This is a genomic window from Rheinheimera maricola, from assembly GCF_016918075.2.
GTDB lineage: Bacteria > Pseudomonadota > Gammaproteobacteria > Enterobacterales > Alteromonadaceae > Alishewanella > Alishewanella maricola_A.
In genome coordinates this window covers 391,383-404,557 of record NZ_JAERPS020000001.1, presented here as the reverse complement: position 1 = coordinate 404,557, position 13,175 = coordinate 391,383, and the positions used below count along the sequence as shown (strand labels likewise).

Below are 13,175 nucleotides of genomic sequence, written 5' to 3'. Positions count from 1 at the left end.
TGGCTTGTTGATCTGCTACAGGTTCATGTTTCCAAAATGCAACCTGATTAATCATTTAAAAAGTATGCCTTTGTATGTTGATGCACTTGAGGTTCGAACAAAAGATCGGCAACACTAAACCATTGATAATCAGCATGCTGCTCTTGCGGTAAATTAACTAATTGCGCAACCCTAAGGCGATATGCGATAGCGACATAATGGGTTGAAGGCGCATCACCAAAAACACTGTCCGTGTAGAAATGATCATAAGGCCCCTGCAATGTCGCATCCTCGATTGAGAATTTTAACCCCAATTCATTTAACGTTAATCGCTCAAAAGCAGCCGCTAAGGTTTCGTTTTTCAAAATACGCCCGCCTGGGACAAACCAAAAGCCTTGCGCCGGACGATTTTTCCGCTGCCCCAATAGCAATTCACCTCGAGCGTTTTCAACTATCAGATCGATAGATACCAAAGGAGTATTGCTTACAACAGTTACAAACGTCTTATTATCCAAATACATATACACTAACCCAAAACCTACGTCCTGAAAGATTTAATTTAACAACATAAAATTTAACGCTCAAGGCAGACAATGTATACAGTGCCTATAGTTACTACTGGCTTAACGAGACCAAGCTTGAACTAAGTAACTCATGCAAGTGCTGAAACCTCGGGCATGTGAATTCTACCCAGCAAACGCTTTACAAAGGAATCAGAATTCTGAGCAATAAGCTTTCCACTCGATGTTTTGGGTAAAAAACCAGCTTTAACAATGAAAAATTCAATATCTCCTGAACCAGTCAATTGCACTGCTATACGTTTAGCTCGCTCTGTAACAAGATCGGTAGTTTCAATATCTATCTTCACACCTCGCTTAAGTTCATGGAAGATAAATAATTTGGAGCAATTTATATCAGGTTGTAGTATTAATCCTTTCAAAGCATCCAATTCAGGAATAGTACGTGCAATTTCATCAAGAACAAGATGTGGAAACAATCCCACTCCATTTATTTTTATCAACTGCTTGCTGCGGCCGGTTAAATATAACTCTCCCTGACTTAAAAAACCTAAATCACCGGTAGCCAAAAAACCATATTCATCTAAAATCTGAGATTGACTGCCATGTCGCCAATATGCACTTAGCAGACTGCCTCCTGAGAGATGTATTTGACCAATTACATTTTCACCAACATCCACTCCCTGCTCGTCAGCAATCTTAATCTTGGTATCTGCATAAGGGCGCCCACAGGAAACTATTTTATTAATCTGTCCATTTAGTAAAATCTCTTTCACTTTCATCCCTGATAAAAAAGGACTACCCGTTACAAAAAGAGTAAATTCGGCCATACCATAACATGGTAAAAGTGCTTTAGAGTTAAAATTCCAATGCGAAAGTCGCTGTGCAAACTCTTCTAGTATCGCAACATTAACTGGCTCGGCACCGCAAAATGCTGCGTCCCAACAACTTAAATCAAACTGATAGTCAACAGATGGTAAATTTCTCAATGCAGAGTTTACTAGCTGGTACCCAAACGTCGGACCGCCACAGGTAGTCACCCGGAATTTATCGATACAGGTTAACCACAGCAAGGGGCGCTTCAAAAAATCTATCGGGTTTAACTGGACTATCGTTAATCCCGTAAATAGTGGTTCAAGCAAGCCGCCTATCAACCCCATATCGTGATAAAAGGGGCACCAATTTAATGCCACACGCTTCTTTTTATCTAAATGGCCAAAAGCTTCTTCAATAATCAACAGGTTTGTCGATATTGCCTGATGGCTGATACCAACACCTGTAGGCTCGCCACTTGTACCAGAAGTGAATTGGATAATAGCAGTGTCGCAAGGCGATATAGCGGGTAACTGAGCAAATGAGATCGAACAATCATCTGCCATTTTGATGTTAACAACAGGTATCCCGCATTCGACCCAAGCATCATCATTTTTCAGATTAATAATGACGTCCAAATCTGCATCTCGCAGGATAAAATTGCCTCGTGCATTTGAAACACCTTGCAATTCTAAAGGCAAAGGAACAGCGATAGCACCGACAAATAAACATCCTAACAAGCCTGCAACAAATTCAATGTTATTTGCAGCAGGGATACCAATTTTTTTTCCACAACTATGATAGTCAATCAATTGCGATGCCACTAGCATAGCTAGGTCATATACTTCCGAGAAGGTATACATTGTAGTTTCACAATGTCTATTTTTGACAAAACTAAGTGCAGGCTTTTTTGGATTACATTGCGCTTGCCATCGCAAAGCATCACGAAACAGATTACATGAATGACGCTTAGTTACTGCGTTCTCTAACATCTATGTTATTCCATCCCTTTTGAATGTAACCAGTCGGCTGCTGACTTGTTACCTGGGACGAGCTCCAATACAAAATTATAATTTGTAAAGGCAGCAGCTCTATTCCCAAGCAAATCATTTAATCGAGCTAACCGCAAATTGAAATTAACATTCCGAGGATAAAGTTCAACTGCTGTTTTAACGAATTCAAGCGCTTTCTCATACAATTGATTAGCAATGAGCGCGTGGGTTGTTTTTAAAAAAGACTCAACGCTTTTATTAATGTTGTATAGCTCAGAAACCACCTGCATTACTTGTGCTTGGTCTAATTGAGCCAACGCAAAAGGACTAATCAAAAGTAGCAATACCTGATTTCTACCCTGAACGGGAAATGAATCGGTTGCAAACAAAAGTTGGTACACCCTTTTCGCCTCGCCAGAATGAAGCAACGCGTGTAGATAGAGTTTATTTATGCCACCGTCCAGGTATGCATGAAAACCTTTATCCTGCTCTATTACCGTTAAAGCAATTTGCTCCCGGCCTAACTTAACAAGCGCTTCCAAATAGACAATATACATCGTGTTACTAAGCACATAGTTATGTTTTAAGCTCTCTACAATGGTGGCGATATCATACCAGCGGTCATCTTTAGCCAACACAGTAAGCATTAAACTCCACTGACGACGCGTGAGAAATGTCGAATCTGATAAGGTCTTAACCAAACAATCAACTCTGCCAGCCCGAACGAGTTGCATCAACTTAGCTCTACTACTTTTGCTTCGTGTAGGCTTTGCGATATGGAATTGCAAAGGACGTTGCTGAATTTTCACCGCCAGTTGCTGCTCGAACTCGCTGTAACTTGAACCTTCTACAGACACCCGAAGCCTAAATACAAATTGACCTGCTGTCAGAGGGGTTCTTACCCGCAGATATAATGTCGCTTTAGCGCCAGGCGCTATAAAGGGAACATCAACTTTTCCGTCAAGCCACCGATAAACTACCAAGCTTTCATTCAAATACCACTGATTAGAAATTGTATACAGATCAGCATCAATTGGTTTGCCCCCTTTATTTTCTAATACTATTACTACCATCGTATCAGTACAAGCATTTAAAGAGTGCTGGTTAAACGTACAACTTAGTAACGTTAACCGGTTAAAATCGCTCTCAATATCAACATTTTTAAGGTTAGCTTTGGCGTTACTTTCTGACTTTAACACAAGATGTCTTTGACTATTTTTACCCGTTAAAAATTTGCCTAGATAACGGATATTGTTCGGCCCATAGAATTGTCCGTGACTACCAGGAACAATTCCTACCTCAAAGTTTGCATAGTATGCAGACAAGCCCTTCTCAACATCATGATAACGCCTAAACAAGTTATAACTACTTGTACGGCCGAAAATTAGCGTCACCGGAGAGAGAATTCGTTTAGGTAAAATGGACTCTAACACAATCACTGAAAACTCAATGTCACCTAACTGCTCCAGTTTTTGCGCTACGATAAGCATTAATCCTGCGCCCTGGCAGCTACCACCAAGAGTTATTGCCTTTAATCCTTTATTGCGGCAAATACTGCGAATTTGCTCCGCATATACATCGGTTAACACTTCAATGTTCTGGGCAGTGTACTCCATCAACAAATGACCAGAACGTAAACCATATAGCGCTAGCTCATTTCCCAGCTCATTGATTAAACTCCCAAACACATGTCCCATTTGGGTACACCAGAAAAGGGGCCGTGCAGCACTGTTTATATTGTGCCCTCTAATAAAAGAAGCCTCTGCAATAACCTCACCCGGCCATGTTCCCAAATCATGTTCAATATCTTTTAAAAAGCTATAACTCATTTTCTAAAAATACAATCGTTAATAACCAATATGTCTAACCCGGAAGTAACAAATGTAGCAAGTGCATCTTCGACAGAATGTACTATTGGTTTCCCCATAACATTCAGGCTGGTATTTAATAAAATTGGAATTCCAGTTTCTTTATAGAAAGCACTAATCAAATTGTAAAACAGAGGGTTAGTCTCTTCAGATACCGATTGGACACGTCCTGTACCATCTTCATGGACCACCCCTTCTACCTCTATACCTTTTCCGGTAGCAAAAGTAATTGCGGCTCCCATATAAGGCCAATACTGATATTGAGCAAACCAGTCTGTACCGTGCTCGTCTAATATAGCTGGTGCAAACGGCCGATAACTTTCACGGAACTTTACTCTCCGATTAATAATGTTTTTAATATCGGGGATGGAAGGATTTGCAAGAATTGAGCGGTTGCCTAACGCCCGAGGACCAAACTCAGCACGTCCTTGAACCCATCCTACGAGTTTTCCATTTGCTAATTCTTTCGCTATAACCTGACATAACATTGCATGATTAGGGCATTTTTCTACTTTTTCATATTGCTCAACAGCTCGCTGTAATACAACTGTATCGACCTCATTTCCAAGGTAAGGCGATGTAAATTGTGGTTTTACCAAACAGCTGTGGCCTACGTTGTCTTGCTCAAATAACAGCGCCGCGACACCAACCGCATTCCCATCATCCCCTGGCGCTGGTGGCACAAAAACAGATTCGAAAATGCCAAGCTCTGATAACAAACCATTAAAACGTGAATTGAGCGCACACCCCCCACCTAATACTAAGTGCTTTAATCCTGATTTATTCTGATAATATTTCAGTAAAAGCAACATCTTTTCTTCGAATATTCTTTGAGCCGCAAATGCGATGTTTGCGGCAAGCATGACGTTATCTTTTAAATGCTGACGAAGTCGGCTATATTTTGAAATGACAAATTCTCTGTATTCATCATCTGGAGCAAGAATGGTCCCTTTATGGAGGTTAACAAGTGGTTCCAAATCCTGATAAATTTCCTGGTCAAACTGCCCATAAGCAGATAACCCCATTACCTTCCACTCTTCACCTTTTCTAAGATCGAACCCTATTAGATTGGTAATTGTACCGTAAAATCCTCCAAGACTACCTGGTCCCCATGAACGGCCTATTCTCTCCAATTTCCCTCCGGCTAACTTAAAACAACTAAGCGAGCCGACTTCGCCTTCGCCATCGGCAATAACAACGAGTGCTGGTTGCGCACCAGCATAAAAATAACTTGCATTAGCCGCATGCGTCAGATGATGGTCGAAGTGCTCTATGGCGATATTAGGTTGCCCAGTGATGGAGGAAATAGTGAAAGGTAAAATTTTATCTAATCTATTTAAGTATTGTGTCTGCAGTTCAAGTAACCACCTTCCCCACTGAGGATCCGGAATAGCCGCCTTGTTGGGAGCAACCGAAATATCAATCGTAGTACTTCCCTCGTCGGTATTAATGATTTGCCTTTTAGCATCATAATTCCAACTTAAGCCAACAGACCAAATCACATCGTCACTATGAAACCGGCTTAGGGTATTTTCCAGATAAGTAAACATACCTATAGGGCTGATATCCCATGCTATTTTACATTGCATCGAACGTTCTAAAGCTTCAGCAAATAACAGCACACCATTTTCATCAATTATGGCAATTGCCGGATCGTGTACTGTAGCCGCAATACCTAAATAACGTTTTTTCATTAATCAGCCTTTGACCAATTCATAAATGCGCTGTGAAAAGGCAGCCAATGTATCATTCCCCAATAAAAAGTCGTGTTGAACATCAATATTGTAAGTATCTTCCAACTCTCCAATAAGTAACATGCCTTGAACAGATGTAAGACCGAAGTGTTTCAATGGTTTCGCAAAATCTTCGCGTGTAGGCCGGTACGCGGTATGCATTTCGATAGCAGAAACAACAGTCTCTTCAATTTCATTAAGTAAGGAAGCGCGCATATTCATAATTCCACAGTAATATTTTGAGCAGGTGTATGTGTAAAAACCTGGCTTGTAAGTGTTTTTTTAATCGAAGCATTTGGACAATGGTCTAAAACAACCTCAAGTGCAATAACCATAATCAGCCGGCTTAGCATTTCTCCGATACATTTATGAGGCCCATAACCAAACGCCAGATGAGCAGCTGTCGGTTTATCGGTCGCTGAGAATGGACAAGTAGTTAACTGTTTGTTTGCTTCAGCTATATTTAAACAATACACGTCTTCTCCATTGAGCATTCGGTAAATAAACTCTACTCCGCCACTGCTATATAGAACACGCTCAAGAAGCTCTGATTTTTCAAATCGAAGTGTCAACTCAGCTCTTTTATCAGGCGCTAAAGTCAACAGCGTAACCAAAACATTTGCTAAGGTATGCTTGGTTGAGGCCCCCGCCACCAGAAGCACCGTCATATATGAACATATTTGATTTGCCGATAAACCAAATTGACATGCAAGATAATTATATAAATCATTATCTGTAAGTGTGACGTCCTCGGGAACGGCTTCTCGCGTGTAGTCAGTTTGAACAATTCTATTGTTATAAATGGCTTTTGCAATATGCTGAGCACTACTATCAAAAGCATCAAAATCCCGTATTTTTAACTGTCTTTCAAATACCGTCAGTAGCAGTAGTTGATCAATGTGAACATCAAGTAAAGGCTCAATATTGGGCTCCAGACCCAGAGCGTAGAAAGTACACTGGGCAGTAATAGGGCCGACCCAATCTGCCTGCAAATCTATTTGTTTTTTTTCTAACGTTGCAACAACCACCTTGGTAACAACTTGGCGAAATACTGAAGCCCAACTATTGATGCGTTTGCTGGAAAAAAAACTAGCAAGCATCCGTCTGGTCACCTTGTGTTGCTGTCCTTCTAAATTAAAGGGGCTTTCGCACGCGTATGCACGCAACCAAGGGTAACTTTTACCTGTAACTTGGCTAATTTGAGTCAACATATCAGACATGTTGATCACAGTAATCTGCGGTGATTTTAATACCTCTCGGCATTTATCAGCGGCGGTAACAGGAATAAACTTTCTACTTGTTAACATACATAGACATCTTAATTAAGGATGCAGTCGGCACCAAAGGTCTTTTCGTTCACTCCCCAGAAAGAAAGCTGTTCGATCATACCCCAGCACCGAGAGGTTTGGCCATTTATTTAAAAGCGATTCAACTGCTACTTCTAAAATCAACCTCGCCAGTTTTTCACCGACACAGCGATGCATTCCTGCGCCGAATGCCAAATTCCCCCAACCAGACAAATTCGCACAGTCAACCGTATCATGCTTCGCTGAAAATGACTGAGAAGCAGCATCAATATCTAAGTGAAATACTGTACTAGTATCGTTTCCCAGAGTACGAAAGACCTCTTTAGTGCCCCCACAAGTGAATAACAAACACTCTATAAGTAAAGGGTAATTGTCTGTTGCCAAAATTTTCTGCCGACCTGCATTATCCTGAATGCCGAATTGTAAAATCATATTCGCCAACGTACTTGCCAGCGCGCCACTTCCAGCTAGCAACACAACAACAATTGCGAACAGTTCTGCTTTATCCGGCAACTCAGTACCCATACCAAAAACTAAACTGCTGTCATGTAAGCCGTCAGCATTAAACAAGAGCTCAGATAAGGTCGTTAAAGCAGTTTCAGCGCGTACATAGTCCTTCACCTTTTTGGGATTACCAAAAGTGACCAATCGCCGCAAAGTATCCAAACATTCTAGATACTTAGTATGATATTTTTCATTGACCCCTAAATATGCATAAACACAACGGTAAGACAGTATTTCACAGCAAGGATACAAATCAATTTCATTTCCAGAAAGCAAACCAAATTCTTGCGCCACGATTGCAGAGAACGAACTGCGAAAGCTCTGTAAAGTGTTTTTACGAAGATAATTTGCAATGACTTTGCGCTGCTGCTGGTGCTCAACCCCATTCAAAGCAAATAGATTTAAAGTAAAAACACTCTTTAGCTGTGTAAACTCAAGCCCCGTAGCTGCTTCTAACTCATGAAAAAAAGGGCCATATTCAGGAACGACATAAGCTGGATCTTTGAGAATATTAATGCAGCCTTTAACATCCATTATTTTAGTTTTAGTTCGTACCATTGAGACCTGCCGTTTTTTTCAAAAATGGAGGAAAATACAGCCAATCATTTAGATTTTCTGCACATATAGCAACTGCATATCCCTCTAGCATCGTAACTAAAACCTGCCGTGATGCCGAGGCAGGGGCATTAAAAATAAAGCAAAACGTTGTATCACAGATCAACTCTACATGAACTAACGATACAGCAGAAACTCCTGACGATTGCATGTAAACTGGCAAGGTTTTGTATGCAGCTTCTTTGGCACACCAAAGCATGTTTAAAAATACACACAGAGCAAGGGATGTCTTAGCAGTGGCCTGTTGCACAGTGAGGCTATCTGTTGCCGTAAAACGGGAGTATATGCGCTGTATTTGAGGTAAGGGTAAGGCAAAGTGGATATCAAACCCAAGATAAGCTTGGTGTTTTTTTAGCGCCAACGCTACACCATAACATTGCCGGTCGTGTGAAATAGAACCTACAAATGCTTCAGGCCAGATTGGGTAACCCTGTGCCGCAACAGACAGTTTAATATTGGCGACGCCAAAGTTAGCTAATTGTTGCTCTGCCAGCACACGTCCAGTTAAAAACTCAGTCTTACGGGCAGCAATGAAGGGCGAAACCTCTGCCCAATAACGCTTTTCAGCGTCAGCCAAATCTACAGCAGAAATAGTGGGGCGCTGCACAAAGTATAAAGATGTTCCTGCAAATTGCTTAAATAGCGTCATATTATAGGCGGCTCTTATGTGCCGTTCGTCAATGCAACGGATTCTAATTCGCCGGCTATCATGACCATATTTTCCACAAACGTTCTATTAAATCTTGTCTGGCGTCCGGGCTAGGTAATGCTTGACACAACTGAGATACAAATTGTTGCTTTTCAGCCAATGATGCCAGGTTGTTTAGCTGATTAAAATAAGCTGATCTTGCATTGGGAAAATCTTCTCGAAGCTGAATTCGTGTATCAATTTGTTTAATTGAAACCAAACCATTGCTGATAGCATTTTCGTAAGCTTTTTTAGCTCGCGCAAAACCAATAGCCGTCTCCATTAGTGCAAACAACTTTACCCAGGCAGTTGTTTGCTCTGGATTAATATGTACAAACTGATGGAGTTCGGAAATTGCTTGTTCTGTCAAGTTAAGCTGCAGCAGCAGGTCGACTCTCCTCATAACAAAGCCGATGGTATTTGCTTGATTATTGGGCAGGTTTTCTGTTTGTTCTAGCCTAAATTTAGTGGTTGCGACGTCTTCAAAGTGAAGTGACAATTCAGCAGATTCCGGCGTAACACATTCTAAAGCACTATTAAAACCGGTCGAGGCTTTGTCATGTAACTCTGTATCCTTAGGATAATAAAACACAGGCTTCTCATCGTCAGCTCGCCAATCCACCTCTTGTAAAATATCTTGCCACAACAATTGCATTTCATTTTGTAATCCAGCGGGCACTAGGGCTAGAATTCTGGAGCTAACCGCGCTTTTTAGTTTACTCGCATCCCTGGAACTGGCAGTCGTTTCCAAGCATTCTATCCCGATTGCCCTTAAAGACTGCGTTAAGTTGGCAGCGTTGTCTAATCCTCTTTGCGTGTGAAACGTAACGGTAGTCGCATGACGCCTTTTAAAATGCAGAAGTGCTCTGTTGTATGTTAACCACATACGCGCAGCAAGTGACGGATCTAACCAGAAATTCAAATGCCTCGCTAACTTTCCGGTTTTTATCGCCTCGGCAAGTCTAATACTATGACGAGACAGCAATGACTCAATACTATACAGCCAGTGACGAGCAACAAAGACATACTTTGCTTTTTCCTGCAGTACATCTTGCCAATGATCCAGAAAAAGACAGATTCTGGGGTCTTTAACCAAAAGTGTACTGTCTGATTTCAGATTTACGGTTAACTGCGCCAGTAACGAGGACAAAGCCTTTTCATCATTCGGTAAACTGCTTATTTCACCACCAAATTGCCAGGAAACTCCCGCCTTTGATAACAAATAGTCATGGAATTTAATTACGCGGAAATCCTCAAAATGCCCATCAGGATTGGTTATATTTGGCCCGACCAAATCTGTTGGCAATTTACAACCGCTTTCGCGTAAAAGCTGGGTTAACATTGAGGTTCCGCTTCTATGGAAGCCGGCGATAATCAGAACATTAGACATAGTGCGTTCAAAAAGAATTAGAAGCTGCCGGATTGTTGCGTATCGACAGAAAATCAATATAGTGGGCGGAGAATAACATATTGGAACTTACACAGTGAGTAAAATAGACAGCCATTACGATTTAATACGGTCTGAATTTAACAACCAGGAACACCGTGCTTACATAGGTGGATTCTGGGAAGAACTTGGCACACTGCAGTTGTCGGTGCTTAAACAACATGGACTTCAGCCGCATCATAACCTACTTGATATTGGATGCGGCTCACTACGCGGAGGCGTTAAATTTATCGACTATTTGGCTGAGTTTCACTATTTTGGTCTGGATATAAATCCACATTTGATACAAAAAGGGCGAGCACTAGAGTTAACAACCGAGTTAGCAGCAAAAGTAAGTAATGATAACTTCACCTCTAATGCAACATTCACAGCCGACTTTGACATAGACCAGTTTGATTTCGGTATCGCCTTCTCTCTATTTACGCACCTACCGGCAGAACGTATTCGAGAGTGTTTAATTCAACTTAGGCCAAAATTCAATCATGGCAAATTTTTAGCCACTGTTTTTATTGTAGAACCTGAAGAATACCCACAAAAGGTTACTCAAAAACTCGGCATTGTCACCAAACCTGATGAAGATCCGTACCACTATACGCTAGAGATGCTGGAAAATTTGGCACGGGAGACAGGATGGTCTTTCACCTGGATTGGCGATTTCAATCACCCCAGAAATCAGAAAATGGTAATGTTCAGCTAACCGATATATTGATCGAACACTACACCTGAGCAAAGCCCTTATCGCAGTTAACTAAACTGAAGCAAGGCTTTGCTCTGCCGTTTGCTGCAGCCACTATTCAGCGTTAACTTTGCTTAACACCAGTTGCCACCAATAGTCCAAAGTCAATTTTTGCAACAAACTCGCACGGCCTTCCGTAGTATCGAAATGATGCCGTAGATCACTTTGCCACTTACGAAGCTTTTCGACTGTCAGAGTATCAGGCTGCCAGTCGTCAACCTGAACAACCGGCAGATGACGATATGCTTCCTCTAAAGCAGACGTCTGAATAATTGGAATTGCACCATAATAAAGCGCCAACCAAGCCTTTGGACAAGGATCCAGCCCACCTCCCTGAGCACAGATGACAAAACTGTGTTGTTTAACTAAATCAATAAACTCTGCCTCTGTTACTTCCGTAGTTAAAACCGTAGCGAAATGCTGCCAATTGTGCATGGCAATTTGGCTAACATCTTTACGAAGTTGCCATTGTTGTCCTTCACGCACCCGATGTGCGCAAAGCACGCGTAATGGTCTCAATTCTAATAACGGCACTGACACTTCAATCACCGATGCAGGTTGGCTATCGGGATAAACCATCCCTACGGGAATGGGGGTCATTTTATTTGAGATTGCGTCATCTAAATTTTCAACAAACCAATGACTTAGCTGCACATGTTTCAAAATCGTCGTTATCAGCTCCCGTTCAATTGATGTAAGCGCAGGCCAACGTTTGTCAATTTGGTTCGGTAATGTCACATCTTCACTACCGGATATAAGGACAAACGGCTGAGTCAGTTTTGGTAAAACTTCCTCGACAAAAAAGGGTAATACCGCACGAAGATTACGCAGGCTAAGAAAGATAGTGTCAGGCGACTTGCCGGAATTGTTGTATTTCAGGTAAACCTGCGGCGCTTTGTGATCAGACAAAATCACCCAATCACAACGTGCTGCCAGCCCTGTAACAATATAGGCTTCGGCACCGTTGTTTTTGGGAAACAAACGGGTTGAAAGAAACTCGTTTTTCATTAAAGCACTAACCCCGACAGCTATCGCTATTGGCTAAAAACCAGCTATAAGCATCTTTTAACCCAGGTTCGAGTTCTATAGAATATTGCCAGCCCAACGCCTTTAACCTATCAACCTGCATTAGTTTGCGTGGCGCACCATCAGGTTTGCCGGTGTCCCAAACAATGTTACCTTTATAGCCAACCACTTTCGCTACAGTTTCGGTTAACTGCTTAATCGTACAATCGACACCCGTACCCACATTAATATGGCTTAGCATGGGCTCGGTATTGGCAGAATAAGTAGCTTTGTCCAGCTCCATCACAAAAATACTGGCAGCAGCCATATCATCAACGTGTAAAAACTCGCGCATTGGCGAGCCGGTGCCCCAGGCAACAACCTCGGGTGCACCGGCTAATTTAGCCTCATGAAAACGGCGTAACAAGGCAGGTATCACATGGCTATTATTCGGGTGAAAGTTGTCATTAGGGCCATATAAATTGGTTGGCATAACACTGCGGTAATCGCGGCCATACTGGCGGTTATAACTTTCACACAACTTAATACCAGCAATTTTCGCAATAGCATAAGGCTCGTTAGTGGGCTCTAAAGTGCCTGTAAGCAAAGCATCTTCTGCCATCGGTTGTGCAGCTAATTTGGGGTAAATACAGCTTGATCCTAAAAACAGTAAGCGCTGCACATTATTAACATGCGCGGCATGAATTATGTTGGCTTCAATCATTAGGTTTTCATAGATAAAATCAGCAGGGTAAGTATTATTGGCAATAATCCCCCCCACCTTCGCAGCGGCCAAATACACTTCATCAATGTTTTGCTCAGCAAAAAAAGCCTGTACGTCTGCCTGACAGGTAAGGTCAAGCTCATAACGGCCACGAGTGACAACATCGACATCACCACGTGCGGCCAGTTGACGAACAATCGCAGAGCCAACCATACCATTATGGCCTGCTACAAATATCTTTTTCAT

Annotated in this window: 12 protein-coding genes; 1 reads left to right on the top strand and 11 read right to left on the bottom strand. The window is 41.9% G+C overall.

Features of this window, described 5'->3' with window-relative positions; all coding sequences use genetic code 11:
- Positions 1 to 47 precede the first annotated feature (47 nt).
- From I4W93_RS01920 to I4W93_RS01880, 9 genes are all read right to left on the bottom strand, one after another.
- A complete protein-coding gene (locus tag I4W93_RS01920) occupies positions 48 to 500 on the bottom strand; it encodes a GDP-mannose mannosyl hydrolase (RefSeq protein WP_205310118.1) in 453 nt (150 codons plus the stop codon).
- Positions 501 to 631: 131 nt separating this feature from the next.
- Entirely contained in the window at positions 632 to 2,302 is a 1,671-nt protein-coding gene (locus I4W93_RS01915; RefSeq protein ID WP_205310119.1) for an AMP-binding protein, read from the bottom strand.
- 5 nt (positions 2,303 to 2,307) lie between these two features.
- The gene (locus I4W93_RS01910) at positions 2,308 to 4,131 is read right to left on the bottom strand and encodes an alpha/beta hydrolase family protein (protein WP_205310120.1); all 1,824 of its coding nucleotides are present in this window, start codon (positions 4,129 to 4,131) and stop codon (positions 2,308 to 2,310) included.
- Positions 4,128 to 5,864, bottom strand: coding sequence for a carbamoyltransferase family protein (locus I4W93_RS01905; protein ID WP_205310121.1), 1,737 nt, complete (start codon positions 5,862 to 5,864; stop codon positions 4,128 to 4,130). The genes I4W93_RS01910 and I4W93_RS01905 overlap by 4 nt, the downstream gene beginning before the upstream one ends.
- A gap of 3 nt (positions 5,865 to 5,867) precedes the next feature.
- On the bottom strand, positions 5,868 to 6,119 hold the full coding sequence (locus I4W93_RS01900) for an acyl carrier protein (protein ID WP_205310122.1): 252 nt from the start codon (positions 6,117 to 6,119) through the stop codon (positions 5,868 to 5,870).
- Positions 6,120 to 6,121: 2 nt separating this feature from the next.
- Positions 6,122 to 7,210: a cytochrome P450 gene (locus tag I4W93_RS01895; RefSeq protein WP_205310123.1), complete on the bottom strand. Its 1,089-nt coding sequence runs from the start codon at positions 7,208 to 7,210 to the stop codon at positions 6,122 to 6,124.
- Positions 7,211 to 7,225: 15 nt separating this feature from the next.
- Complete coding sequence (locus I4W93_RS01890) at positions 7,226 to 8,272, bottom strand: cytochrome P450 family protein (protein ID WP_205310124.1); 1,047 nt, start codon at positions 8,270 to 8,272, stop codon at positions 7,226 to 7,228.
- Positions 8,259 to 8,978, bottom strand: a complete 720-nt coding sequence (locus I4W93_RS01885; protein WP_205310125.1) for a hypothetical protein — start codon at positions 8,976 to 8,978, stop codon at positions 8,259 to 8,261. Before I4W93_RS01885 ends, I4W93_RS01890 begins: the two co-directional genes overlap by 14 nt.
- A 58-nt stretch (positions 8,979 to 9,036) precedes the next feature.
- Positions 9,037 to 10,359 (bottom strand): sulfotransferase family protein, encoded by a 1,323-nt coding sequence (locus tag I4W93_RS01880; RefSeq protein ID WP_205310126.1) that lies wholly within the window; start codon positions 10,357 to 10,359, stop codon positions 9,037 to 9,039.
- Positions 10,360 to 10,501: 142 nt separating this feature from the next.
- Between I4W93_RS01880 and I4W93_RS01875 the strand changes: the two genes are divergently transcribed.
- The gene (locus I4W93_RS01875; protein ID WP_205310127.1) at positions 10,502 to 11,161 is read left to right on the top strand and encodes an SAM-dependent methyltransferase; all 660 of its coding nucleotides are present in this window, start codon (positions 10,502 to 10,504) and stop codon (positions 11,159 to 11,161) included.
- A gap of 93 nt (positions 11,162 to 11,254) precedes the next feature.
- On the opposite strand, the gene I4W93_RS01870 is transcribed toward I4W93_RS01875, so the two are convergent.
- The gene (locus I4W93_RS01870) at positions 11,255 to 12,208 is read right to left on the bottom strand and encodes a hypothetical protein (RefSeq protein ID WP_205310128.1); all 954 of its coding nucleotides are present in this window, start codon (positions 12,206 to 12,208) and stop codon (positions 11,255 to 11,257) included.
- Between the two features lie 7 nt (positions 12,209 to 12,215).
- Complete coding sequence (fcl, locus tag I4W93_RS01865; RefSeq protein WP_205310129.1) at positions 12,216 to 13,175, bottom strand: GDP-L-fucose synthase; 960 nt, start codon at positions 13,173 to 13,175, stop codon at positions 12,216 to 12,218.

Bases quoted from the DNA above. Each gene is read 5' to 3' on its own strand.
- I4W93_RS01920 (WP_205310118.1), bottom strand. From the start codon at position 500: ATGTATTTGGATAATAAGACGTTTGTAACTGTTGTAAGCAATACTCCT.
- I4W93_RS01915 (WP_205310119.1), bottom strand. From the start codon at position 2,302: ATGTTAGAGAACGCAGTAACTAAGCGTCATTCATGTAATCTGTTTCGT.
- I4W93_RS01910 (WP_205310120.1), bottom strand. From the start codon at position 4,131: ATGAGTTATAGCTTTTTAAAAGATATTGAACATGATTTGGGAACATGG.
- I4W93_RS01905 (WP_205310121.1), bottom strand. From the start codon at position 5,864: ATGAAAAAACGTTATTTAGGTATTGCGGCTACAGTACACGATCCGGCA.
- I4W93_RS01900 (WP_205310122.1), bottom strand. From the start codon at position 6,119: ATGCGCGCTTCCTTACTTAATGAAATTGAAGAGACTGTTGTTTCTGCT.
- I4W93_RS01895 (WP_205310123.1), bottom strand. From the start codon at position 7,210: ATGTTAACAAGTAGAAAGTTTATTCCTGTTACCGCCGCTGATAAATGC.
- I4W93_RS01890 (WP_205310124.1), bottom strand. From the start codon at position 8,272: ATGGTACGAACTAAAACTAAAATAATGGATGTTAAAGGCTGCATTAAT.
- I4W93_RS01885 (WP_205310125.1), bottom strand. From the start codon at position 8,978: ATGACGCTATTTAAGCAATTTGCAGGAACATCTTTATACTTTGTGCAG.
- I4W93_RS01880 (WP_205310126.1), bottom strand. From the start codon at position 10,359: ATGTTAACCCAGCTTTTACGCGAAAGCGGTTGTAAATTGCCAACAGAT.
- I4W93_RS01870 (WP_205310128.1), bottom strand. From the start codon at position 12,208: ATGAAAAACGAGTTTCTTTCAACCCGTTTGTTTCCCAAAAACAACGGT.
- fcl (WP_205310129.1), bottom strand. From the start codon at position 13,175: ATGAAAAAGATATTTGTAGCAGGCCATAATGGTATGGTTGGCTCTGCG.